Raw genomic sequence first — 22,460 nt, forward strand, 5'->3', positions numbered from 1 at the left:
GTGGGGGGGCCCGGCGGGCGCGCCCCCCCCCCCCCCCCCCCCCCCCCCCCCGCCGCGGCGGGGGGGGGGGGGGGTGGGGGGGGGGGCCCCCCCCCCCCCCGCGGGGCCCCCCCCCCCCCCCCTTCCACACTATTTGTTGCGGGTCGCGAGTTGTGTTGCGTCGCGGTGGATGTCCTCGGCCTTCACGGGGGTGGCGAAGATGGCCAGCAGGGGGAACAGCGCGCCGACCACGAAGGCGACGGCGTAGCCGTAGCCGCCGACGACCGCGCCGAGCAGCGGGGGAGTGAGCGCGGCGGCGATGTTCTGGGCCGTGTTCTGCGCACCCAGCGCCCGGCCCGACCACGCGGTGCCGGCCAGTTCGGCGGTCGCGGTGAAGCCCAGGCCGTTGTCCGCCACCGTGACCACCGCGCCGATCGCGATGACCGCGACCGCGAGCCACGGCGCGATCCGGTCCCCGAGAGCCAGCAGCAGCATCACCAGCATGCTGGCCACCGCGAGCTGCCGCATCGGCTTCAGGCGACTGCCGACCAGGTCGGCCCACTTGCCGGTCACGATGCGGCCCACCGCGCCGGCGCCCTGAACCACTCCCAGGAACACCCCCGCGCCGCCAGGCGTCCAGTGCTGGGCGCTGACCAGGTACTCCAGGCTGAACGCCGAGATCACGAACTGCGGCACCACCAGCAGCGAGCTCGCGCCGTGCAGACGCCACAGCGCCCACGACCCCAGGTACGGCGAGCGGGTCCGTTCCGTCTCCTTGCGTGGCGGCCGGGGCGGATCCTGCACGAGGACCGCCACCAGCACCGCCAGCAGGACGCAGAGCGCGGCCGGGAACAGCAGCGCCAGGCGGTATCCCAGGGCCTGTCCCAGAAACGGCAGCGTCAACGCCGCGATGGCCACGCCCACCGGCTGCGCGGTCTGCCGGATGCCCATGGCCAGGCCGCGTTCCCTCGGCCCGAACCAGCCCATCACCACCCGGCCGCTCGCCGCGTTCACCGACGCGCTGCCCGCGCCCGCGACCAGCAGCAGCACCTCCAGCGTCGGGACACTTCGGGTCGCCAGGCTGCCGGCCGCCAGCACCAGGCCGGCGGCCCCCAGCCCGAGCGCCATCACCACCCGCTCCCCGTACCGGTCCGCCGCCGCACCCCAGGCGATCAACGTCAGCAGCAGGCCCACCGTCGGCGCCGACACCATCACGCCCACCTGCGCCAGCGACAACCCCTCCGCCGCCCGGATGTACGGCACGAGGAACGGCAGTCCGTACACAAAGGTGCTGGCCGACGCCTGCGCCGACAGCCCCAGCGCCAGGATCAGCCACCGCCGCGGATTCTCGGCCACCGACCGCCTCCCGCCATGTGGACATCACTGCCTACATGCTGGACGCTAGCGGGGATAGTTCAACAACAGCAACAAATTCCCGGATGCTGAAACTCAGGCCATCAGGTCGGCGGCCGCCGCCACGGCGTCGACCAGACTTTGCCAACTGGACAATTTCGTCACCGGCCCTTGCGGATCGAGCCGTTGAAGCAGGTTGCGACGATGCTCATCGAAGCGCCGGGCAACTGCTCGCGACGCCGACCGGTGCATTCGGCCGCCGTGAGCAAGCACTGCCTGAGCACATGCTTGGGGTCGGCGACGGACTCCACCTCGTGCGCCTTCGGCAACTTCAGCCCGATCCGTCCGTTCGGATTGCCGGCCACACGCCGGATCGCCGCCTCGTCCAGCAGCAACCACGCTTCGGTCATGCGGACCGGCACCACCGGCACGACCTGGGCGGCTCCGGCCTCGGCGGCCACGGCCCGGCTGATCTCCTGCACCCGCGAGTCAGGGCCGGCATTGTCGGCGTCTCGGTGCACCACGACGACATCGAAATCGGTCTTGGCCAACTCGATCCCGGCGCGGACCTTCGACCGCACGTCCTTCGCGAGCTTGAGCCAGGTGAAGTCGGGTTCCTGGAGCCTGACCCGGACGCCGTGTTCCGCGAACAGATCCGTGACCAATCCGGCCAAGGGCGCGTCCGACGAGCCCTCCGCCACGAAGAGTCCGGCATGCAGCGTCATAGGGTCAGGTCCGTCGGTAGCTGAAGGTGCGCGTCTGGGGGAGCAGCCAAGTAGGGAACGAGGTCGGCCAGCGTCGCCGCCGCTTCGCCGGGCCAGGCCCGCCGGGTCCCTTGGAACGGAGTGAGCGCGAGACCCGTGGTCGCCGTGCCGTCCGGCGCCTGCTGCCGGATCCGCTCCGCGAACAACAGCTCGTCGGGGCCGCACAGCTGCACGACCGTCGGGGAATGGGTGTTCACGATCACCTGACGGAAGGGGTTGTCGTCGCCGGGTGGTCGTGACGTGTCGACGGCCAGTTCTCGAACCAGGTTGACCATGGCCGGCAGGTTCGCCGGATGGATCCCGTTCTCGGGCTCCTCCATGCACAGCAGGCCGGTGACCGTCGGGTCTTCGAGCAGCACGCACAGCGCCAGAAAGCGCAGCGTGCCTTCCGACAGCGCCCGCGCCGGCAGACGGAGGCCGGACCGCTCGGTCAGGAACAGTGTGAAGACCTCCCTGGCCTCGTCCGGATCCACGCCGATCTCGTCGACGTCGACGCCGGCGAGGTCGGAAAGTCGGTCGGCGATCCGGGCGTAGGCGGCGTCGGGGTCGCCGTCGTTGGCGATCCGGTGGAGGGTGGCCGCGAGGTGACGGCCGTCAACACCCAGCTCTCGGGGCTCGGAGAAGCTGTCGGGCGCGCGCAGTGCCGAAGGCTCCAGAGCCAGCCGGCGCCAGCTCTGCATCTCCCGCCGTGCGGCCAGCAGCGTTGGCTCGTCGCCTGACGAGATACTGCTCAACACGGTTCGAGCTGTTCGAACCGCCGCCCTTGGAAACCGGCCGCGGCTGCCCACATCTGCCTTCGAGTAGGCAAGGTTGGACTCATCCACATGGTGTGTCGACAGCAGGGGGTCTCGGCTGGGCCTGCCATGCAGGACTGAATTCATGAACTGTTCCGCCGACCAGAGTCCCAACCGGTCGACATGATCCGCCCGGAGTAGGTCTTCCTTGGTGAGCAACAGTTCTCCACGTCCGCCTGCGCTCGGCCTCAGGTAGCCCAGTTCCAGTTCATAGCGCAGGAAGGTCCACGTTGCGGCGGCGCTCTCGCCCAGGTCATCGAGGACATCGCTGGGCACAAGCATCTCCACGGCGAACCGCATAGCGCGCCCGTGGTCGCGGTAGCCGTCCCAGAACAGGTCCCGGGGATCGCCGCCGCGCTCGCCCGAGGGCCCCCGGACCCGCCTCGCGGCGTCGGCCAACGGCTCCGAGGCGAGGTGCGAGAGGAACTCGATCGCGTCGAAGACGTTCGACTTGCCGACGCCGTTGGCCCCGGCGATGCAGGTGAACGCGCCGAACTCGACCTGCACGTCCACCAGGTTCTTGAAGCCGTGGACCTCGAGGCGGGTCAACATGGGCTCACGCTACCTTCGCGCGCTCAGGCCATCAGGTCGGCGTAGCCGGGCTTGATCACCTCGTTGATCAGGGCCAGCCGCTCGTCGAAGCCGATGAAGGCGGACTTCATGGCGTTGACGGTGAACCACTGCATGTCCGACCAGCCGTAGCCGAAGGCCTCGTGCAGGGCGGCGAACTCGCTGGTCATGGTGCAGCCGCTCATGAGGCGGTTGTCGGTGTTGACGGTCACTCGGAACCGGAGCTCGGTGAGCAGGCCGATGGGGTGCTCGGCGATGGACTTGGCCGCGCCGGTCTGCACGTTGGAGGACGGGCACATCTCCAGCGGGATGCGCTTGTCCCGGACGAAGCCGGCCAGGCGTCCGATGTGGACGGAGCCGTCGGCGTCCTGGGTGATGTCGTCGACGATGCGCACGCCGTGGCCCAGCCGGTCGGTGCCGCAGTGCTGGATGGCCTCCCAGATCGACGGCAGCCCGAACGCCTCGCCGGCGTGGATGGTGAAGTGGGCGTTCTGCTGGCGCAGGTACTCGAAGGCGTCCAGGCCGCGGGTGGGCGGGAAGCCGGCCTCGGGCCCGGCGATGTCGAAGCCGACCACGGCGGCGTCGCGGTAGCGCACGGCCAGCTCGGCGATGCGCTGCCAGCCCTCGTTCTGCCGCATCGCGCACAGCAGGGTGCCGATCCGGATCTTGTTGCCGGTGGTGCGCTCGCCCTGGCGGAAGCCCTCCTGCACGGCCTCCACGATCTGCTCAAGGGACAGGCCGCTGGGCAGGAACAGCTCGGGGGCGTAGCGCACCTCGGCGTAGACGACGCCGTCGGCGGCCAGGTCCTCGGCCGCCTCGGCGGCCACCCGCACCAGGGCCTGCTCGGACTGCATCACTCCGCAGGTGTGGGCGAAGGTCTCCAGGTACCGGACCAGCGAGCCGGAGTCGGCGGCGTCTCTGAACCAGGAGCCGAGGGCTTCGGGCTCGGTGGTGGGCAGATCGGTGTAGCCGATCGTGTCGGCCAGTTCGATCACGGTCTGGGGCCGCAACCCGCCGTCCAGGTGGTCGTGCAGGAGCACCTTGGGGGCGCGGCGGATCGCCTCGGGGGTCATCGGCGTGGGCATTGCGACACGGTACCCGCACCGTGGCGCGTTCCTCGCCCGCGCGATCGTGGGGCGGTATGATCATGAACGGTGTTAGCCGTGTCGGTGAAGTGCACCCGCTCGTATGGCGGTCTCCGCTGTCGGGTGGTATCTCGACCACGGTGTGCCACCACGTCGGGGTAGAGCATCACTCAAACAGGGGATCTTTGGTTTCAGTCGGCAACTAGATGAAGATCGACTCAGTCCCACGCGGCTCTCGGCGTGCTCCGAACGACGCAAATCAGGGCACGGCTGCGTCAAGATCCGTGGGGCCGGTTCGTGTCGCCGTGAGTAGCTGGCTAGAGTCGCTGAGTCTCCCCATCCCCATGGACGAAGGCGCCAGCCGTGAACGAGAACAACAACTCCACGATGTCCTTCGATCGGATGCGCAACATGCTGACGCGCGCCGCGGAGATCCGTGAGAGCGAACAGCAGCAGATCTTCGACGCGCTCGACGAGATCCACGCGCGGATGTCCCCGCTCGAGTCGCTGGGTTCCGTTCGCAAGCGCCTGTCGGAGCTGCCGGACCGCACCGAGGTCAGCGTGCTGGCCGAGCGTCTCGACGAGGCGCTGGCCAAGCTGGAGGCGCAGGACGGCGCCATCTCCGAGCTGGGCCGCGCGCTGGAGGGTGTGGTCGACAAGCTGGCCAAGCCGTTCGCGCAGCTGGACGGCCGGCTGGACGGCGTCGGCGGCCGCTTCGAGGGCGTCGCCGGCCGGATGGACGGCCTCGAGGACAAGCTGACCCACATCCACAAGCGCCTCGACGACGTCGACGGCCACCTGGACAAGCAGGACGGCAAGGCCGACGCCCTGCCCGGTGTGCTGCACGCCCCGATCCGCGAGCGCCTCGAGGCGCTGGAGACCGCCCTGCGCAGCCGTATCGACGAGGTCGACGAGGGCGTGCACGAGCACCTCGACGGCACCAAGGAGGCCCTGCAGCGCTCCGTCGCCGAGACCGGCGACGGCATTCGCGCGGGCCTCGGCGACACCCGCGCCTCGTTCGAGAGCAAGCTGGGCGACTCGCGCGCCGCGCTGGAGAGCAGCCTGAACGACTCCCGCATCGCGCTGGAGAGCAAGCTGGCCGAGGTGCACGGCACGGTCAACGACCGGATCAGCGCCACCCACGACTCGGTGCACGCCAAGCTGGACGACCTCATGTCCCGCCCGGCCGTGGACCCGACCGACCGCCTCGAGGCCCTGGCCCGTCGCCTGGAGCAGGTCTCCACCCGGCTCGACGAGATCGACACCCGGGTCGACGCCGTCGGCGCCGCCACCGGCGAGCGCATCGGCGACCTGGCCGGCACCGTCTCCAGCGGCCTGCAGGACGTGCACGGCACCCTGTCCGCCCGTCCCGACGCCGACCGCCTGGTCTCCCTGGTCCGTGGGGCCAACGAGGAGTCCGAGCGCCGCAACGCCAGTCAGCTGGACGAGGCCATGGCCACCTTCGCCGAGCTCATCCTCGGCGGCGGCGCGCCCACCCCGCCCCCGCCGCCCACCGCCCTGCCGCGGCCGCAGCGCCGGGCCCGGGCTCCGAAGAACGCCATCGCCGGCAAGGGCGACAAGGTGGACCTCGACGGCATCGACCTGGCCGCCGAAGGCGCCTGATCCCGTGCGCTAGAACGGGCCCGAGGTGACTCCGCTCACCTCGGGCTCCTTCTTTCTCGTTACTGAGTCGTAAAATCCAACTCAGCAGGTAGGTCCCGTGCTGAGGAGGAACCATGAGGGACGCCGTCATCGTCGACGCCGTGCGGACACCGATCGGCAAGGGCAAGCCGGGCGGGGCGCTGTCCGGGGTCCATCCCGTCGACCTGCACGCGCACGCCATCCGGTCGCTGATCGAGCGCACCGGCATCGACCCGGCCGTGGTCGACGACGTGATCAGCGGGGCGGTCGGCCAGATCGGGGAGCAGAGCGGCAACACCGCCCGCTGGGCCGCGCTGTCGGCCGGGCTGCCCGAGTCGGTGCCGGCGGTCACCGTCGACCGGCAGTGCGGCAGCAGCCAGCAGGCCATCCACTTCGCCGCCCAGGGCGTCATCGCCGGCGCGTACGACGTGGTGATCGCGTCGGGCATCGAGTCCATGAGCCGGATCCCGATCGGCAGCCAGGCCGCCGGCCAGGACTTCCTCGGCCCCGGTGTCGCCGCCCGCTACCCTGAGGGGCTGGCGCCGCAGGGCATCAGCGCCGAGCTGATCGCCCAGCGCTGGAACCTGTCCCGGGAGCGGCTCGACGCCTTCGCCGCCGAGAGCCACCGCCGGGCCGCCTCCGCCTGGGCCGACGGCCGGTTCGCCGCCGAGGTCGCGCCGGTCAAGGTGGACGCCGCCGAGGTCAACTGGGACGAGACCATCCGCCCCACCACCACCCCCGAGGTGCTGGCCGGACTGCGGCCCGCCTTCAAGTCCGAGTTCTGGCAGCAGCGCTTCCCCGACCTGGACTGGCGCGTCACCGCCGGCAACTCCAGCCCGATCAACGACGGCTCCGCCGCCGTCCTGATCACCAGCAGCGAGACCGCCGCGCGGCTCGGCCTGCGGCCCCGGGCCCGGCTGCACTCCTTCGCCGTCGTCGGCGACGACCCGCTCTACATGCTCACCGGCGTCATCCCGGCCACCCGCAAGGTGCTGGACCGGGCCGGCCTCACCCTCGCCGACATCGACGCCTTCGAGGTCAACGAGGCCTTCGCCAGCGTCGTGCTGGCCTGGCAGGCCGAGACCGGCGCCGACCTGGCCAAGGTCAACGTCAACGGCGGCGCCACCGCCATCGGCCACCCCCTCGGCGCCAGCGGCGCCCGGCTGATGACCACCCTGCTCGGTGTCCTGGAGCAGACCGGCGGCCGCTACGGCCTGCAGACCATGTGCGAGGCCGGCGGCCTGGCCAACGCCACCATCATCGAACGGCTGTGACCGGGCGTCAGCGCGTCAGGTCGGTCAGCGCGATGTCGATGGCGAACGGCACCGTCGTCTTCAGCCGGTCGTGGAAGATCCCGGTCAACGAGTAGGTGCGAGTGGCGGGATCGAGCTCGTAGACGTAGGCCACCGGTCGGCCGCCGTCGTTCTCGACACGCCAGAAGTGACGAATGCCGGCCTCCGCATACCTTCGAGGCTTGGTCTCCCGGTCCCGGATCTCCGAGGACTTGGAGACCACCTCGACGACCAGCAGCACATCTTCCGGCACGTAGTAGGTGCGGCTCACCTGGGCGGCAGCAGCGGCAGACACGATGGAGACATCCGGACAGGGGCGCTGCCGCTCCCCGAGGATGATGTCCATCTCCGTGGTCGCGGTGAACTCGGCCGGAACCTGGCGTTTCAGCTCGAACCACAGACCGATGATCACTCGTTGGTGGAACTCGGTCCGCGGACTCATGACGATGAGTTCTCCGTCGATCAGCTCGATGTGCTTGAGCGCATCGAACATGCCATCGGGGCCGTCCGGGCTCAGCTGATCGAGATCAGCTGCTCTCCACCCGTCCGGCGGCACGTATGGCCACTGAACTCCGACCGTCATTGCTCCAGTATTCGCGGTTCAAGGGGGGCGTCACCTCTATCCCCCCTTGAACCGCGGTCACTCATACCCCCATCGGGTGCCAGACGGTCTTCGTTTCCAGCACGGCGCGCATGCGGCTGACGTCGGGTTCCCGCACCCAGTCCGGCTCGCCGCGGCCGGAGCGGACGAGGCGCTTGACGGTGCCGGCGGCGGCGCGCTCCAGGTCGGCCTTGACGGCGTCGGGGGCGCCGGTGAGGTCGAGGGCGTTGACGTCGGCGTGGGCGGCGAGCCAGGGGGCGATCTCGGCGGTGCGGCCGGTGAGCACGTTGACCACGCCACCGGGGACGTCGGAGGTGGCGAGCACCTCGGACAGGGTGATCGCCGGCAGCGGCCGCTCCTGGCTGGCCACGACCACGCAGGTGCTGCCGGTGGCGATCACCGGCGCGACCACGCTGACCAGGCCGAGCAGGGACGACGCCTGCGGGGCGAGCACGGCGACGACGCCGGTGGGCTCGGGCACGCTGAACGAGAAGTACGGCCCGGCGACGGGATTGGACGCGCCGAAGACGCTGGCGATCTTGTCGGTCCAGCCGGCGTACCAGACCCAGCGGTCGATGGCGGCGTCCACGATCGCCTCGCCCCGCTTGGTGCCCTCGCTGGCCGAGACCTCGGCGACGAACTGCTCGCGCCGGCCCTCCAACAGCTCGGCGACCCGGTACAGCACCTGGCCCCGGTTGTAGGCAGTCGCGCCGGACCAGCCGGGGAAGGCCTTGCGGGCGGCGGCCACGGCGTCCCGGGCGTCCTTGCGCGAGCCCTGCGCGGCGTTGGCCAGGAAGCCGCCCCGCGAGTCGCTCACCGGATAGGACCGGCCGGACTCGGAGCGCGGGAACGCGCCGCCGATGTAGAGCTTGTACGTCTTGGCGACGGAAATGCGGTCAGACATCGAGGTACGCCTCCAGCCCGGCGCGGCCGCCCTCGCGGCCGAAGCCCGACTCCTGGTAGCCGCCGAACGGCGCGGTCGGGTCGAAACGGTTGAACGTGTTGGCCCACACCACGCCGGCCCGCATGCGCTGCGCCGCCCACAGGATGCGCGAGCCCTTCTCGGTCCAGATGCCGGCGGACAGCCCGTACGGCGTGTTGTTGGCCTTGGCCACGGCCTCGTCCGGGGTGCGGAAGGTCAGCACCGACAGCACCGGCCCGAAGATCTCCTCCCGGGCGATCCGCATCGACTGCTGCACGTCGGAGAACACCGTGGGGGCGAAGAAGAAGCCCTTCTCCGGCACCGGCGCGGGGCTGGTCCAGCGCTGCGCGCCCTCGGCGTCGCCGGCCGCGGCCAGCTCCTGGATCCTCTCCAGCTGGGCCCGTGAGTTGATCGCGCCGACGTCGGTGTTCTTGTCCAGCGAGTCGCCCACGCGCAGCGTCGACACCCGGTAGCGCAGCTTCTCCAGCAGCTCGTCGGCGATCGACTCCTGCACGAGCAGCCGCGAGCCGGCACAGCAGACGTGCCCCTGGTTGAAGAAGATGCCGTTCACGATGCCCTCGACGGCCTGGTCCAGCGGCGCGTCGTCGAACACGATGTTGGCGGCCTTGCCGCCCAGCTCCAGGGTGAGCTTCTTGCCGGTGCCGGCCAGCGAGCGCTGGATCAGCTTGCCGACCTCGGTGGACCCGGTGAACGCGACCTTGTCGATGCCGGCGTGGTTGACCAGCTCCGAGCCGACGTCGCCGGCCCCGGGCAGGATGTTGACCACGCCCGGCGGCAGTTCGGCCTGCTGGCAGATCTCGGCCAGCACCAGCGCGGTCAGCGGCGTCGTCTCGGCCGGCTTGAGCACCACGGTGTTGCCGCAGGCCAGCGCGGGCGCGATCTTCCAGGCCGCCATCAGCAGCGGGAAGTTCCACGGGATGACCTGGCCGGCCACGCCCAGCGGCCGCGGGTCGGGCCCGAAGCCGGCGTAGCCGAGCTTGTCGGCCCAGCCCGCGTGGTAGAAGAAGTGCGCGGCGGCCGTCGGCACGTCGACGTCGCGCGACTCCTTGATCGGCTTGCCGTTGTCCAGGCTCTCCAGCACCGCGAGCTCCCGCGCGCGCTCCTGGATCAGCCGGGCCACCCGGAAGATGTACTTGGCCCGCTCGGCCCCGGGCATCTTGCCCCACACCCGCTCGTGGGCCCGGCGCGCGGCCTTGACCGCGGTGTCCACGTCGGCCGGCGACGCGGTGCTGACCTCGGCCAGCACCTCCTCGGTGGCCGGGTTGACCGTCTTGAGCGGCTCGCCCGAGCCCTCGACGAACTTGCCGTCGACGAACATGCGGTAGGCCGGCTTCAGGTTCGCGATGTCCCGCGACTCGGGCGCGGGCGCGTACTCCCAGTTACTCATCAGTCCACCGTCACGTAGTCCGGGCCGCTGTAGTGGCCCTCCAGCTGGGTGCGTCGCTGCATCAACAGGTCGTTGAGCAGGCTGGACGCGCCGAAACGGAACAGCTTCGGGGTCAGCCACTGCTCCCCGGCGACCTCGTGCACCGCGACCAGGTAGCGGATCGCGTCCTTGGTGGTGCGGATGCCGCCCGCGGGCTTCACGCCGCGCAGCTCGCCGGTGCGCTCGTGCCAGTCGCGGACGGCCTGCAACATCACGTGCGTGACCGGCAGCGTCGCGGCGGGGGAGACCTTGCCGGTCGAGGTCTTGATGAAGTCGCCGCCGGCCAGCAGCGCGAGCCAGGACGCCCGGCGCACGTTGTCGTACGTGGCGAGCTCGCCGGTCTCCAGGATCACCTTGAGGTGGGCGCTGCCGCAGGCCTGCTTGATCGCGACGATCTCCTCGTACACCTGGCCGTAGCGGCCGGACAGGAACGCGCCGCGGTCGATCACCATGTCGATCTCGGTGGCGCCGGCGTCGACGGCCAGCGCGGTGTCGGCCAGCTTGACCGCGCGGTTGGACCGGCCGGACGGGAAGGCCGTCGCGACGCTGGCCACGCCGACCCCGCTGTCGCCGACGCCGGCCACGGCGGTCGCCACCATGTCCGGGTAGACGCAGACCGCGCCGACGTGCGGCACGTCCGCGTACTCGGGATCGGGCCTGCGGGCCTTGGCGGCCAGGGTGCGGACCTTGCCGGGCGTGTCGGCGCCCTCCAGCGTGGTCAGGTCGACCATGGAGATCGCGGTGTCGATGGCCCACAGTTTGGCGGCCTTCTTGATGCTCCGCGTGCCGAGGCCGGCCGCGCGCTGTTCCACGCCGACCTGGTCGACCCCGGGCAGTCCGTGCAGGAAGCGCCGCAGGGACGCGTCGTCGCGCGTGACCTCCGACAACTCTGTCGTAGAAGGGGCTGACATGGGATCGAGTCTAAGTGGCCCTTGCGTGCGTATGTCCCCTATGACGTGAGGAGGCCGCCGTGACATTGACCCCCGAAGAGGTGCGTGACGTCGTGTTCAACCCGCCGCCGCCGGGGCGACGGGCCTACCACCCGGGCGAGGTGGACGACTTCGTCGACCGCATCGAGGCGACGATGCGCGGCCGGGACAAACTCACCGGCCAGGACGTCAACAAGGTCAAGTTCCACAAGCCGCCGGCCGGCGAGGAGGGCTACTTCGACCACGAGGTCGACCAGTTCCTGGCGCTGGCGGCCGAGGCGCTGGGCTGCGGCTACGACATCGACGAGGTCGACGCCTTCCTGGACCGGGTCGTCGGCGCGCTGCACGGCACCGACCGGCTCACCGTCGACGAGGTCCGGGCCGTCCGGTTCAGCCGGGCCGCCGCCGACGCCGACGGCTACAACGAGGACGGCGTCGACGCGTTCCTGCTGATCGTGGCCAAGGTGCTGGAACGACTAGGCGGCCGGCCGCGCACCCTCACCGCCGACGACATCGTCACCGTCGGCTTCCACACCGCCGCCGCCGGCACCCGCGGCTACGACGAGGACGAGGTCGACCACTTTCTGGACAAGGTCGAGGCCACCCTGCGCGGCCGCGGCCGGCTCACCGCCGCCCAGGTCCGCGAGGCCACCTTCGGGGAGGCGCTGATCGAAGGCGAGGGCTACGACCAGGACGAGGTGGACGCCTTCCTCGACCTCGTCGAGATCCAGCTCTCCGCCGCCGAACACCCCCAAGCCGTCTGATGAACCCCCGCTCAGCGACATGCCGAATGCGCGATTCAGGGCGAGGGTGTCCCTCGTTGGCGGGACAGCACGGGTGTTTCACCCGCCTGCCCGGGGGCAGTGGATCTAACCTTGGCCGAACGCTGGGACAACTCCAGGAGTCGTCATGGTGAACGTGGTGGCTTTGACGCTGGACGACGGCAACAACGTGCTGGTCGAGGTGGAGGGCGGTCTCGACCGCTCCGGCTCGCTGGTGACCGAGGCCGGCGGGGCGCTGCGCGAGGCGCTGGAGAAGGTCCGGCCGACATTGCAGGCGGCGCTGGCCAACCTGCGCAACGGCGCCGAGCCGCCCACCGACGTGACCATCCAGTTCGGGTTCACGGTCACCGGCGGGACGTCCTCGGAGGCCCGCTGCACGATCACCGCCAACTGGGCCGCCTGACCCCGCCGCTACCCCTCACGGCCTCGACCACCCCGCCCCGGTTTTTGCCACATGTGGCGCTGGGAGTCGAATGTGGCGCACATGTGGCTTTCGAAGGTGCTTGAAACCTCCATTCGGGATGTCGCTGGGCGGGACTCGCGGGGATCAGTTGGGGAGTTGGCGGCGGTCGGATTTGCGGGGCTTGCGGCGGACCTCTACCGCGCCCATCAGGGCCAGGCCGGTGATGCGCAGCACCGGGGAGCCCGGCACGCCCGGGCCGTCGGCGGCGCGCTCGAACTCGCCCATGAAGCCGAATCCGTCGATGCGCACGGTCAGCTCCGGCGGCACGATGATCTTGATCGCGGCCATCACGGCGGTCGCGGTGATGGTGCACTCGGCCGCCTCGAAGGTGGCGTCCCGCAGGTCCAGCTTGACCTCGCCCCAGAACGCCGAAGCCGTGTAGGACGCCGGCACCACCCACTGCCCGCTGCGCACCGACTGGCTCATGATGGCCACCGACGTCGACGAGGTGACCAAGCCGCCGATCGACGGCGCGTACTGGCCCGGTTGAGTCACGGCCGGCGCCGCCGGCATCGGGGTCTGCACGTCCGGCAGGTCACGGGTGAACGGCACCAGGTCGCCGAAGGTCTTGGACTGGTACAGCCCGGCCAGCCGCTCGTCGAGCTCGCTCACGGTCAGCCGGCCCTCGGACATCGCCTTGTGCAGCACTTGCGCGACCCGCTCACGGTCGGCGTCCGAGGCCCGCAGGGACATGGGGTCAGGCTGCTCGCTCACACGCAGCAGCCTAGAACCAGCGCTAGCGCCCCGCCCGGGGTTTGCCGGAAGGACCGCCCCGCGGCCGGCTCGGCGCCGGCCGTCGCAGCCGCCGCAGCGTGCACACCCAGCACCGGCACGGCACCGCGACACATCCCGAGTCAGCCATGCCGCACCGCCCAACGAGTTCGTTTCCTGACAACAAGAACATCGCCGCCGCAACCGTGAACGCTACGTGAACAGCGACTGGCCCCAGTACTGGCCGTCCGTGACCCCGGGCGGGCAGGCGAACAGGCCGCTGCCGATGTGCTGGATGTACTCGTTGAGGGCGTCCCCGGCCAGCGCCTTCTGCACGGTCACGAACTGCTGCGGATCCTTCATGAACGCGATGAAGAACAGCCCGCCCAGCAGGTTTCCGGTGCTGTCGATGCCGTCGGTGAACGAGTAGCCCCGCCGCAGCAGGTGCACGCCGCCGTTGTGTTCCGGCGAGGCGAGCCGGATGTGGGCGTCGTCGGGGATGTCGGTGCTGCCGAGGTTGGGCGGGTCGAACTCCTGGGCCCCACCCAGCGGCGCGCCGCTGGACTTGTAGCGGCCGAACACGTTCTGCTGGTCGGCCAGGTAGTCCCGGTCCCAGGTCTCGATGAACATCCGGATCCGGCGCGCCACCAGGTAGCTGCCGCCGCGCAGCCACGGCTGGTCGGTTTCGGCGCCGACCCACACGTTCTGGTCGATCAGGTCGGTCTGCTCGGCGCGCAGGTTGCGGGTGCCGTCCTTGAAGCCCATCAGGTTGCGGGGCGTGGCCTGCGCGCTCGACGTGGACGCCGTACGGCCGAAACCGAGCTGCATCCACCGCAGCACCACGATTCCCGCCCCGAGCCGGGCCAGGTTGCGCACCGCGTGGAAGGTCACCTGCGGGTCGTCCGCGCACGCCTGCACGCACAGATCCCCGCCGGTGTAGGCCGGATCCAACTGCTCCGGCACCAGCTTGGGCAGCGCAACCAGCGCCGCCGGCTTCTTCGACGCCAGCCCGAACCGGTCGTCGAACAGCGACGGGCCGAAGCCGATCGTCACGGTCAGGTTGCCGGGTTTGAGGCCGTCGGCCTCGCCGGTGTCGGCCGGCGGGGCCTGGAGGTCGGCCTCCCCGCCCGGCACCAGGTCGCCCCTGGTCATCGATTCGGCCGCGGCGGTCCACGTCTTGAGCAGCGACACCAGTTCGCTGCGGTCCTTGGTGACCACGTCGAACGCGGCGAAGGTGAGCCGGTCCTGCTGCGGCGTGATGATGCCGGCCTGGCGGTCGGCCCGGAACGGCACCACCTGCGGGGTCGCGTTCTCGGCGTTGAGCGCCGACGCCGAGGCGTCGGCGGCCACCAGACCGCCGACGCCGAGCGCGCCGATGCCGGAGAACAGGGCGCGGCGCGAGACCCGGGAGGTCACTGGGTCACCTTGGCGGCCACCTGGGACATGGCCTCGCCCAACGCGTTCACGGCCTGGGACAACACCTTCTGCTGGTCCTTGCTGACAGTCGAGTAGTCCACATATCCGGTGTCGAGGTAGCCAGGGCTCTGCTCGTACGGCTTGAGCGCCGCCTCCACCGCCGCGTCGCGGTCCTGCACGGTCTTGGCCAGGTCCGGGGCGCTCTTCTGCAGCGCCGGCAGCAGGACGGTGAACGCCTCCATCGAGCCGTCCAGGTTGGCCTTGAAGTCCAGCAGGTCGATGTGCGAGTACCGCTCCTCCTCGCCGGTGACCTTGGTCTTCTGGATCTCGTCGACCAGCTCGGTGGCGCCGTTGGCGATCTCGGCCGGCTGGTAGGCGGCCTTGGTCACCAGCTGCTGCAACGAGGTCACGTTCTTGACCAGCTCGTCGGCCACCGGGCCCATGCCGTCCAGCTTCTTGGTCTCGAAGATGGCCTGCTCGATCTTGTGGAAACCCTTGAAGTCGGCGGCGTTGTCGAAGTCGTCGAGCCGACCGTCGATGTTGAGGTCCAGGTCGCCCCAGATCTCGGCCACCGGCTCGACCTTCTCGTAGAACACGCGGGCCTGCCCGTAGGCGACGCCGGCCTTGGCGATGTCGCCGGCCTTCACCGCGTCCGCGAACGCCTGCGTGCCGGTGACCAGCTGGTTGACCTGGTCCACGATCCACTTGCCGTACTCGGTGGTCGCGGTGACCAGGGTCGGGTTGTCCTTCCACGACTTGGCGGCGTCGCCGGTCACGTGGAAGTCCCACTTCTCCTGCTTGGCCCCCGGGCAGTAGATCTGGTAGTCGCCCTTGGCCAGCTCCAGGGAGAAGCCGCCGTCCAGGCCGGGCGTGAGGTTCTCCTGCTCGCCGAGCATCTGGCCGCCGGACAGCAGCTCCGCCTCGCTGATCGCGCCCGCGTCCTTGTTGGACACCTTGAAGTTGACCGCGCCGCTGGAGATCGACGTGGGCGAGGGCTGGCAGCCGTCGGCCGTCAGCGTCACCGTGACGTCGCCACCCTGCCCGGCCGGGGCGTTCGCCGGCGGGTTCCCACTGGTGCTGCTGCCGCCGCACGCGGTGAGGGCCAGGGTCGCCGCTGCCGCGATCGCGGTCAGGCCGATGGTGGTTCTCACGAGTTGGTCGCTCCAATCAGCTTCTTCTTCGTGGCCGTCCGCGGCCACAACACGTACGCGAGCATCGGCGCCGCGTAGACCAGCCAGCCCGTCACCTCGGTGACGGTCGGATAGGGCTGCACCCCGAGCACCCCGCTGAACAGCGAGTACAGCGGCGTGCCCTGCACCACCAGCCACGACAGGTTCAGCGCCCGCTGCTGGCCGAACGAGATCCAGTGCGCCTCGAACGCCGTGTGCAGCGTGGACATCACCAGGCCGGCGGCGACGATGACCAGCACGATGCCGGTGATGCGGAAGAACCGGCTCAGGTTGAGCCGCACACCGCCCTTGTAGATGCCGTATCCGATGGCGGCGGCGACCAGGATGCCCAGAAGCGCGCCCAGAAAGGACAGCGTGGCGTTGCCGCTGGCCTGGGTCAGCGCCAGCAGGAACACCGCGGTCTCGAAGCCCTCGCGCATCACGGCCAGGAACGCCATGCCGACCAGCGCCGCCGTGGAGCCCTGGGCCAGCGCGCTGGCGGCGGCGCCCTCAAGCTCCTTGCGCAGGCCGCGGGAGTGCTTAGCCATCCAGAGCACCATGTACGTGACCATCACCACGGCCAGCGCGCCGACCACGGTCTCCAGCGCCTCCTGGCCCTGCTGGGGCAGCTCCTGGGAGACCAGGCGCAGCACGACACCGATCACGACGCACAGGGCGACGGCGATGCCCACCCCGATCCAGACCTGGCGGAGCGCGTCCTTGCGGCCCTGCTGGGCCAGGAACGCGGCGATGATCCCGACGATCAACGCGGCCTCGAGGCCCTCACGCAGTCCGATCACGAATGTGGGCAGCATCAACTCTCCCGGTCAGGCGTGCCTTACCTGCGAGTAAGGCGAGGCTATCTAAAACACCCGCCGGCGCACTGTCAACCAGATGGGGGACCTGTCACGCGGAAGCCGGACATCCGGCGGCTACCGTGACCACCCATGGACGTCCTCGTCGTCGATCACCCGCTGGCCAGGGCCCGCCTGACCACCATGCGGGACGCGCGCACCGACAGTGCCGCGTTCCGGGCCGCCCTGCACGAGCTCACCGTGATGCTCGTCTACGAGGCGACCCGGGAGGCCCCGGTGGCCACCGAACGCATCCACACCCCGGTCGCCCGCACCGACGGCTACCGGCTGAGCAACCCGCCGCTGCTGGTGCCGGTGCTGCGGGCCGGGCTGGGCATGGCCGACCAGGCGCACAAGCTGATCCCGGACGCGCAGATGGGGTTCGTCGGGCTGGCCCGCGACGAGCAGACGCTCCAGCCCACGCCGTACATGGAGTCGCTGCCGGAGAGCCTGGCCGGGCGGCCGGTGCTGGTGCTGGACCCGATGCTGGCCACCGGCGGCTCCATGGTGCACACCATCAACCTGCTCACCGAGCGTGGCGCCACCGACGTGACCGCGGTGTGCGCGCTGGCCGCGCCCGAGGGCATCCGCCGCCTGGAGGAGTCCGGGCTGCCGGTGCGGGTGGTCACCGCGAGCATCGACGAGCGGCTCAACGAGTCCGGCTTCATCGTGCCGGGCCTCGGCGACGCCGGGGACCGCCAGTACGGCTCCGTCTAGCAAACGGTTACATCTAACGGTTGCCAGTTTTTCGGCTGCGTCTTTCGAGTGTCCAGACTGGTCTAGACCTTGACGAAGGGTGGTCTGGACCACATTATTTCGAGTGCGAGGCCCGGGGAGGTCACGTGGCGGCCACTTCCCCGGGCCTCGTGTCGTCGCGGGAACCGGTGGCCCGGTCGAGCCGCCAGCCGTCGACCAGCGCCCGCACCGACCGCTCGTAGGCCGGCGTCATCTGCTCGACATCGGGCATGTTTCCCTGTAGCTCCAGCGACATCAGGCCGTGCACCAGGCCCCAGGCCGAGACGGCGATCACGTCCGGCCGCTCGTCGATGTAGACGCCGGTCTCGACGCCGCGCCGGGCCGTGTCGAACAGGATCGCGAAGGCGCTGGCCGACACCTCGGCCAGCAGCTCGTACTGCTGCACATGGGCGCGGGCCGCGTCGGTGAACAACAGCGTGTAGAGGTGCGGCTGGGCCAGCGCGTACCGGCGGTAGGCCAGTCCGAGCTGGATGAGGTCCTCGGCCGGGTCGTCCGACCCCGTGACGGCCCGCAGCTCCCGCTCGAAGCCCTCGAACGCCGCCAGGTAGACCGCTCTGATCAGGCCCGGCTTGCCGCCGAACAGCGAGTACACCGCCGTGGTCGACGTGTGCACGTCGGCGGCGAGCTTGCGCAGGCTGAGCGCGTCGACCCCGTCGGTGGCGATCAGCTCCGCCGCGCAGGCCAGTAGTCGCCCGCGCAGGGCGTCGTCGTGGGTCTTCGGTCGTGGCACTTGACGAGTGTAACCGAAACGGTGTTTTATAACGGTGTCGCGAAACTGCGGGGAGGGACCGGCGATGGTCTTCGACGGACGGTGGACGGCCCGCCTGCCCGAGCAGGGCGGCGTGGTGTTCCTGATCGGCATGCGGTTCAACAAGTGGTGGCGGGCGGACCGCTGGTGGCCGGTGGTCACGGCCATGCCGCGCATGCTGGTCCACCTCGGCCGGCATCCCGAGCTGGGCTTTCTCGGCGGCCGCTCGTGGTTCGGCCGGACCACGATCCTGGTGTCGTACTGGCGCAGCGCCGACGACCTGATCGACTTCGCCTCGGCCAGGTCCGCGCCGCACCTGGAGGCCTGGAAGGCCTACAACCGCGCCGTTGGCGCCGACGGCACTGTCGGCGTCTGGCACGAGACCTACCTGGTCGGGCCCGGCCGGTTCGAGGCCGTCTACGCCAACATGCCCGCGTTCGGGCTGGCCGAGGCGTTCAGCCACGAGGCCGTCACCAGGGCCAGCGGCAGCTCCCGCCAGCGGCTGGCCGACACTGGACCGGCCTGATACCACATTGGTACCGTGGCCGCGTGGCGATGACTCTGCGTCTGAGCGATGAGGAGAACCGCCAGCTCGACGAGCTGGCGGCCGCCGAGGGGCGCTCCAAGCAGGAGATCGTGCGCCTGGCGCTGGCCGAGCGATGGGCCCGGCTGCAGAAGGAGGAGCAGCTCGGCGAGGTGCTCGGCCGGGTGCTGCCGCGCTACCAGGGGCTGCTCGACCGCCTCGGCTCGGCCTGAGTGACCGAATACCTGGACGCCGGCGACCTGCTCGTGCTGGCCACCGCCGTCACCGGCGGCGATCTGGTGGTGCGGGACCTGGGCCTGCTCGACGCCGCCGCCTACCGGCCGCGGGCCACCGTGCTGGGCGTCGAGGCCTACTCGACGCTCTGGCTCAAGGCCGCCTCCGTGCTGCACTCCGTCGTCCGCACCCGGCCGCTGGCCGAGGGCAACTGGCGCCTCGGCTGGGTCGCCGCCGTCGCCCTGTGCGACATCAACGGCTGGTGGATCGACGCCGATGAGGACGAGGCCCTCGGTGTCGTGCGCGCCGTCGCCCACAACCGGCTCGACGTCACCGACCTGGCGACTCGCTTCGAGTCCTGGGCGCTGCCGAAGTCCTGACCGCCACCCGCTCGATCTCGGCGCGCCGGGCCGCCCAGAACGCCGCGTCCCGCTCCGGCGCCGACGTCCGGCCGTCCAGCTGCTCCCGCAGGATGTCCGCGTGGCCGGCGTGCCGGTTGGTCTCGGTCAGCACGTGGACCAACACGGTGAACAGCTTCACCTCCGGCCTCGGCCACCACGGCACATGCCCCGGCGCATCCACCGCGAGTGCCTCGATCGTCGCGTCCGAATGCGCCCACACCCGGCGATAGCGCCCGATGACCTCCTCCCGCGACTCGTCCTCGGCCGCCCACTTGTCCAGGCCGCGGGCGTCGAGGTCGTCCCACCGCGGCAGCGCCTCCGGGAACGGCCGTCCGAACACCTCGCCGAAATACCGCGACTCCCCGAGGGCCAGATGCTTGACCAGCCCCAGCAGGTTCGTCCCGGTCGAGGTGAGGGGCCGCCGCACGTCGTACTCGGACAGCCCGTCGAGCCGCTCGACCATCTCCTCGCGGACTTCCCGCAGGTCGCCGTGCAGGTACTGCTTCGCGAAGTCGTCGATCACCGCTCCAGGCTGCCAGAGTGTGACGGCAAGCGTTTGCGGCACACCAACGGGCCTCAGCGCTTGACCTGGAGTGCACTCCAGCTTCTACGGTCAACCACGTGACATACTCGATCGCCCAGGCAGCGGACCGAAGCGGGTTGTCCATCGACACCCTCCGCTACTACGAACGAATCGGGCTGGTCGATCCGCCGGCCCGGGACTCCGGGGGACGTCGCTCGTACTCCGACGACGACCTCGGCTGGCTGGAGTTCCTCACCAAACTGCGCACGACCGGCATGCCGATCCGGCTGATGCGGGAGTACGCCCAGCTGCGCCGCAAGGGGCTGGCCACGGCCGGCCGGCGCAAGCAGCTGCTCTACGACCACCGGACCGACGTCCGGCAGCGCATCGCCGAGCTCCAGGCCTGCCTGGCCATTCTCGACTACAAGATCACCAACTACGCCGAGGTCGAGGCCAAGCTGGCCGGCATGACGCTGGTGCAGGAGGCGTCGGCGTGAGCCTGGCGACCAGACGGCTCGGGGAGCTCGCGGTCGGGGCCCAGGGCCTGGGCTGCATGGGCATGAGCCAGGCCTACGGGCAGGGCGACGAGACGGAGTCGATCGCGACGATCCACCGCGCGATCGAGCTGGGCGTCACCCTGTTCGACACGGCCGACCAGTACGGCCTCGGCGCCAACGAGGAACTGCTCGGACGGGCCCTCAAGGGACGGCGTGACCAGGTGGCGATCGCGACGAAGTTCGGGTTCGTGCCTGGTGACGGCGGTGGGCTCGCGGTGCGTGGCGACGCGGCGTACGTGCATGAGGCGGTCGACAGATCGCTGGCTCGGCTCGGGGTCGACCACATCGACCTCTACTACCAGCACCGGGTCGACCCGAACGTGCCGATCGAGGAGACGGTCGGGGCGATGGCCGAGCTGGTCCGGGCGGGCAAGGTCGGTCACCTGGGCCTGTCGGAGGCCGGCGCGGACACGATCCGCCGCGCCCACGCCGTGCATCCGATCACCGCGTTGCAGAGCGAATGGTCGCTGTGGACCCGGGACATCGAGGCGGAGATCCTGCCGGCCTGCCGTGAGCTGGGAGTGGGCATCGTGCCGTTCTCCCCGCTCGGCCGCGGCTTCCTGACCGGCAGCGTGACCTCGGTGGACACCCTCGACGCCGACGACATGCGGCGCACCCTGCCGCGGTTCGCCGGCGAGAACCTCGACCGCAACCTGGCCATCGTCGACAGGCTGAGGGCGGTCGCCGCCGAGCGCGGCGTCACGCCCGGTCAGCTGGCGCTGGCCTGGGTCCAGGGGCAGGGCGAGGACGTGGTGCCGATCCCGGGCACCAAGCGGCGCAGGTACCTGGAGGAGAACGTCGCCGCCGCGCAGCTGGCGCTGACCGCGGACGACCTGGCGGCCATCGCCGGCACCGTCGAGGTGGTCGCCGGCGACCGGTACCGCCCCGAAATGCAGAAACTCGTCGGACGCTGACAAGGAGAAAGATGGAATCGCGCAAGCTCGGCGGCCTGGAGGTGTCCGCTCAGGGCCTCGGTTGCATGGGGATGAGCGAGTTCTACGGACAGGGCGACGACACGGAGTCGATCGCGACCATCCACCGCGCGATCGAGCTCGGCGTCACCTTCCTGGACACCGCCGACATGTACGGCATGGGGGCCAACGAGGAGCTGGTCGGGCGGGCCCTCAAGGACCGCAGGGACCAGGTGGTGCTGGCCACCAAGTTCGGTTTCGTCCGCGACGCCGACGACCCGAGCGTGCGGGGTGTCCGCGGCGACGCGGCGTACGTGCGCGAGGCCGTGGACAAGTCGCTGGCCCGGCTCGGGGTCGACCACATCGACCTCTACTACCAGCACCGCGTGGACCCGAACGTGCCGATCGAGGAGACGGTCGGGGCGATGGCCGAGCTGGTGCGGGCCGGCAAGGTCCGGCACATCGGCCTCTCGGAGGCCGGCGCGGCGACGATCCGCCGGGCCCACGCCGTGCACCCGATCACCGCGCTCCAGACGGAGTGGTCGCTGTGGTCGCGTGACATCGAGGACGAGATCGCCCCGACCTGCCAGGAGCTGGGCATCGGCATCGTGGCCTACTCGCCGCTGGGCCGAGGCTTCCTCACTGGCCGCTTCACCTCGACCGACAGCTTCGGCGATGGCGACTTCCGGGTGGTCGGCCAGCCGCGGTTCAGCGAGGAGAACCTGGCCAAGAACCAGGCGATCGTCGTGGCCCTGAAGGCCGTCGCCGCCGAGCGTGGCGTCACGCCGGGCCAGCTGGCGCTGGCCTGGGTGCAGCACCGCGGCAGCCACGTGGTGCCGATCCCCGGCACCAAGCGGATCAAGTATCTGGAGGAGAACGTCGCCGCGGCCGGCCTCACGCTCACCGCCGACGACCTCGCCGCCATCGAGGCCGCCGTCCCGCTCGACGCCGTGGCCGGCGAGCGCTACCCCGCGTCCAGGATGGGCTCGGTCGGCAAGTGATCTGACCCGGAGCCCGCCGGCCGTCGGGGGGCCG

At 70.5% G+C, this 22,460-nt stretch carries 25 protein-coding genes; 11 read left to right on the top strand and 14 right to left on the bottom strand.

What is annotated here, in order from left to right:
• Nucleotides 1–129 precede the first annotated feature (129 nt).
• The 4 genes from ACIG5F_RS28285 to ACIG5F_RS28300 form a co-directional block, all read right to left on the bottom strand.
• Nucleotides 130–1,335, bottom strand: a complete 1,206-nt coding sequence (locus ACIG5F_RS28285; protein WP_396522563.1) for an MFS transporter — start codon at nt 1,333–1,335, stop codon at nt 130–132.
• A 158-nt stretch (nt 1,336–1,493) separates the two neighbouring features.
• Nucleotides 1,494–2,057 (bottom strand): DUF4276 family protein, encoded by a 564-nt coding sequence (locus ACIG5F_RS28290; protein ID WP_396522565.1) that lies wholly within the window; start codon nt 2,055–2,057, stop codon nt 1,494–1,496.
• Entirely contained in the window at nt 2,054–3,442 is a 1,389-nt protein-coding gene (locus tag ACIG5F_RS28295; RefSeq protein ID WP_396522567.1) for an AAA family ATPase, read from the bottom strand. The genes ACIG5F_RS28290 and ACIG5F_RS28295 overlap by 4 nt, the downstream gene beginning before the upstream one ends.
• A 23-nt stretch (nt 3,443–3,465) precedes the next feature.
• The gene (locus ACIG5F_RS28300; protein ID WP_396522569.1) at nt 3,466–4,545 is read right to left on the bottom strand and encodes an adenosine deaminase; all 1,080 of its coding nucleotides are present in this window, start codon (nt 4,543–4,545) and stop codon (nt 3,466–3,468) included.
• Nucleotides 4,546–4,908: 363 nt separating this feature from the next.
• On the opposite strand from ACIG5F_RS28300, the gene ACIG5F_RS28305 reads away from it, so the two are divergent.
• A complete protein-coding gene (locus tag ACIG5F_RS28305; RefSeq protein ID WP_396522571.1) occupies nt 4,909–6,168 on the top strand; it encodes a hypothetical protein in 1,260 nt (419 codons plus the stop codon).
• A 113-nt stretch (nt 6,169–6,281) separates the two neighbouring features.
• Nucleotides 6,282–7,460 carry a thiolase family protein gene (locus ACIG5F_RS28310; protein ID WP_396522573.1) on the top strand — a complete coding sequence of 393 codons (1,179 nt, stop codon included), beginning with the start codon at nt 6,282–6,284 and terminating at the stop codon, nt 7,458–7,460.
• Between the two features lie 7 nt (nt 7,461–7,467).
• On the opposite strand, the gene ACIG5F_RS28315 is transcribed toward ACIG5F_RS28310, so the two are convergent.
• From ACIG5F_RS28315 to deoC, 4 genes are all read right to left on the bottom strand, one after another.
• Nucleotides 7,468–8,061: a Uma2 family endonuclease gene (locus tag ACIG5F_RS28315; protein WP_396522575.1), complete on the bottom strand. Its 594-nt coding sequence runs from the start codon at nt 8,059–8,061 to the stop codon at nt 7,468–7,470.
• 61 nt (nt 8,062–8,122) lie between these two features.
• Nucleotides 8,123–8,983, bottom strand: a complete 861-nt coding sequence (locus tag ACIG5F_RS28320; protein ID WP_396522577.1) for an aldehyde dehydrogenase family protein — start codon at nt 8,981–8,983, stop codon at nt 8,123–8,125.
• The gene (locus ACIG5F_RS28325; protein WP_396522579.1) at nt 8,976–10,409 is read right to left on the bottom strand and encodes an aldehyde dehydrogenase family protein; all 1,434 of its coding nucleotides are present in this window, start codon (nt 10,407–10,409) and stop codon (nt 8,976–8,978) included. Before ACIG5F_RS28325 ends, ACIG5F_RS28320 begins: the two co-directional genes overlap by 8 nt.
• Nucleotides 10,409–11,359, bottom strand: coding sequence for a deoxyribose-phosphate aldolase (gene deoC / locus ACIG5F_RS28330; RefSeq protein ID WP_396522581.1), 951 nt, complete (start codon nt 11,357–11,359; stop codon nt 10,409–10,411). Before deoC ends, ACIG5F_RS28325 begins: the two co-directional genes overlap by 1 nt.
• Nucleotides 11,360–11,418: 59 nt before the next feature.
• Between deoC and ACIG5F_RS28335 the strand changes: the two genes are divergently transcribed.
• Entirely contained in the window at nt 11,419–12,141 is a 723-nt protein-coding gene (locus tag ACIG5F_RS28335; protein ID WP_396522582.1) for a DivIVA domain-containing protein, read from the top strand.
• 145 nt (nt 12,142–12,286) lie between these two features.
• Complete coding sequence (locus ACIG5F_RS28340) at nt 12,287–12,562, top strand: CU044_2847 family protein (RefSeq protein ID WP_396522584.1); 276 nt, start codon at nt 12,287–12,289, stop codon at nt 12,560–12,562.
• Nucleotides 12,563–12,706: 144 nt separating this feature from the next.
• On the opposite strand, the gene ACIG5F_RS28345 is transcribed toward ACIG5F_RS28340, so the two are convergent.
• From ACIG5F_RS28345 to efeU, 4 genes are all read right to left on the bottom strand, one after another.
• Nucleotides 12,707–13,336 carry a DUF1707 domain-containing protein gene (locus ACIG5F_RS28345; protein WP_396522586.1) on the bottom strand — a complete coding sequence of 210 codons (630 nt, stop codon included), beginning with the start codon at nt 13,334–13,336 and terminating at the stop codon, nt 12,707–12,709.
• A gap of 210 nt (nt 13,337–13,546) precedes the next feature.
• Entirely contained in the window at nt 13,547–14,749 is a 1,203-nt protein-coding gene (gene efeB / locus ACIG5F_RS28350) for an iron uptake transporter deferrochelatase/peroxidase subunit (RefSeq protein ID WP_396522587.1), read from the bottom strand.
• On the bottom strand, nt 14,746–15,900 hold the full coding sequence (gene efeO, locus ACIG5F_RS28355; protein WP_396522589.1) for an iron uptake system protein EfeO: 1,155 nt from the start codon (nt 15,898–15,900) through the stop codon (nt 14,746–14,748). Before efeO ends, efeB begins: the two co-directional genes overlap by 4 nt.
• Complete coding sequence (gene efeU, locus ACIG5F_RS28360) at nt 15,897–16,733, bottom strand: iron uptake transporter permease EfeU (RefSeq protein WP_396522591.1); 837 nt, start codon at nt 16,731–16,733, stop codon at nt 15,897–15,899. Before efeU ends, efeO begins: the two co-directional genes overlap by 4 nt.
• Before the next feature lie 132 nt (nt 16,734–16,865).
• Between efeU and upp the strand changes: the two genes are divergently transcribed.
• Entirely contained in the window at nt 16,866–17,489 is a 624-nt protein-coding gene (gene upp, locus ACIG5F_RS28365) for a uracil phosphoribosyltransferase (protein ID WP_396522593.1), read from the top strand.
• Between the two features lie 121 nt (nt 17,490–17,610).
• On the opposite strand, the gene ACIG5F_RS28370 is transcribed toward upp, so the two are convergent.
• Nucleotides 17,611–18,258 carry a TetR/AcrR family transcriptional regulator gene (locus tag ACIG5F_RS28370; protein ID WP_396522595.1) on the bottom strand — a complete coding sequence of 216 codons (648 nt, stop codon included), beginning with the start codon at nt 18,256–18,258 and terminating at the stop codon, nt 17,611–17,613.
• Nucleotides 18,259–18,322: 64 nt separating this feature from the next.
• On the opposite strand from ACIG5F_RS28370, the gene ACIG5F_RS28375 reads away from it, so the two are divergent.
• The 3 genes from ACIG5F_RS28375 to ACIG5F_RS28385 are packed head-to-tail and all read left to right on the top strand — an operon-like array spanning nt 18,323 to nt 19,413.
• Nucleotides 18,323–18,802, top strand: coding sequence for a DUF4188 domain-containing protein (locus ACIG5F_RS28375; RefSeq protein WP_396522597.1), 480 nt, complete (start codon nt 18,323–18,325; stop codon nt 18,800–18,802).
• Between the two features lie 29 nt (nt 18,803–18,831).
• Nucleotides 18,832–19,032 carry a type II toxin-antitoxin system VapB family antitoxin gene (locus ACIG5F_RS28380; protein WP_396522808.1) on the top strand — a complete coding sequence of 67 codons (201 nt, stop codon included), beginning with the start codon at nt 18,832–18,834 and terminating at the stop codon, nt 19,030–19,032.
• Nucleotides 19,033–19,413, top strand: coding sequence for a type II toxin-antitoxin system death-on-curing family toxin (locus tag ACIG5F_RS28385; protein ID WP_396522599.1), 381 nt, complete (start codon nt 19,033–19,035; stop codon nt 19,411–19,413). It begins immediately after the preceding gene.
• On the opposite strand, the gene ACIG5F_RS28390 is transcribed toward ACIG5F_RS28385, so the two are convergent.
• A complete protein-coding gene (locus ACIG5F_RS28390; protein WP_396522601.1) occupies nt 19,364–19,957 on the bottom strand; it encodes a DinB family protein in 594 nt (197 codons plus the stop codon). The genes ACIG5F_RS28385 and ACIG5F_RS28390 overlap by 50 nt on opposite strands.
• A 98-nt stretch (nt 19,958–20,055) precedes the next feature.
• Here ACIG5F_RS28390 and ACIG5F_RS28395 point away from each other — a divergent pair, with 98 nt between their 5' ends.
• Genes ACIG5F_RS28395 through ACIG5F_RS28405 form a run of 3 tightly spaced genes read left to right on the top strand, consistent with a single transcriptional unit; the run spans nt 20,056 to nt 22,426 of the window.
• Entirely contained in the window at nt 20,056–20,454 is a 399-nt protein-coding gene (locus tag ACIG5F_RS28395; protein WP_396522603.1) for a MerR family transcriptional regulator, read from the top strand.
• 56 nt (nt 20,455–20,510) lie between these two features.
• Nucleotides 20,511–21,428, top strand: a complete 918-nt coding sequence (locus ACIG5F_RS28400; RefSeq protein ID WP_396522810.1) for an aldo/keto reductase — start codon at nt 20,511–20,513, stop codon at nt 21,426–21,428.
• Nucleotides 21,429–21,439: 11 nt separating this feature from the next.
• A complete protein-coding gene (locus tag ACIG5F_RS28405; RefSeq protein ID WP_396522605.1) occupies nt 21,440–22,426 on the top strand; it encodes an aldo/keto reductase in 987 nt (328 codons plus the stop codon).
• The last annotated feature ends 34 nt before the right edge of the window (nt 22,427–22,460 follow it).

The sequence above is a fragment of the Kutzneria sp. NPDC052558 genome (assembly GCF_044547355.1).
Classification (GTDB): Bacteria; Actinomycetota; Actinomycetes; order Mycobacteriales; family Pseudonocardiaceae; genus Kutzneria.

Bases quoted from the DNA above. Each gene is read 5' to 3' on its own strand.
- ACIG5F_RS28290 (WP_396522565.1), bottom strand. From the start codon at position 2,057: ATGACGCTGCATGCCGGACTCTTCGTGGCGGAGGGCTCGTCGGACGCG.
- ACIG5F_RS28295 (WP_396522567.1), bottom strand. From the start codon at position 3,442: ATGTTGACCCGCCTCGAGGTCCACGGCTTCAAGAACCTGGTGGACGTG.
- ACIG5F_RS28300 (WP_396522569.1), bottom strand. From the start codon at position 4,545: ATGCCCACGCCGATGACCCCCGAGGCGATCCGCCGCGCCCCCAAGGTG.
- ACIG5F_RS28310 (WP_396522573.1), top strand. From the start codon at position 6,282: ATGAGGGACGCCGTCATCGTCGACGCCGTGCGGACACCGATCGGCAAG.
- ACIG5F_RS28315 (WP_396522575.1), bottom strand. From the start codon at position 8,061: ATGACGGTCGGAGTTCAGTGGCCATACGTGCCGCCGGACGGGTGGAGA.
- ACIG5F_RS28320 (WP_396522577.1), bottom strand. From the start codon at position 8,983: ATGTCTGACCGCATTTCCGTCGCCAAGACGTACAAGCTCTACATCGGC.
- ACIG5F_RS28325 (WP_396522579.1), bottom strand. From the start codon at position 10,409: ATGAGTAACTGGGAGTACGCGCCCGCGCCCGAGTCGCGGGACATCGCG.
- deoC (WP_396522581.1), bottom strand. From the start codon at position 11,359: ATGTCAGCCCCTTCTACGACAGAGTTGTCGGAGGTCACGCGCGACGAC.
- ACIG5F_RS28340 (WP_396522584.1), top strand. From the start codon at position 12,287: ATGGTGAACGTGGTGGCTTTGACGCTGGACGACGGCAACAACGTGCTG.
- efeU (WP_396522591.1), bottom strand. From the start codon at position 16,733: ATGCTGCCCACATTCGTGATCGGACTGCGTGAGGGCCTCGAGGCCGCG.
- upp (WP_396522593.1), top strand. From the start codon at position 16,866: ATGGACGTCCTCGTCGTCGATCACCCGCTGGCCAGGGCCCGCCTGACC.
- ACIG5F_RS28375 (WP_396522597.1), top strand. From the start codon at position 18,323: ATGGTCTTCGACGGACGGTGGACGGCCCGCCTGCCCGAGCAGGGCGGC.
- ACIG5F_RS28380 (WP_396522808.1), top strand. From the start codon at position 18,832: ATGACTCTGCGTCTGAGCGATGAGGAGAACCGCCAGCTCGACGAGCTG.
- ACIG5F_RS28400 (WP_396522810.1), top strand. From the start codon at position 20,511: ATGGGCATGAGCCAGGCCTACGGGCAGGGCGACGAGACGGAGTCGATC.
- ACIG5F_RS28405 (WP_396522605.1), top strand. From the start codon at position 21,440: ATGGAATCGCGCAAGCTCGGCGGCCTGGAGGTGTCCGCTCAGGGCCTC.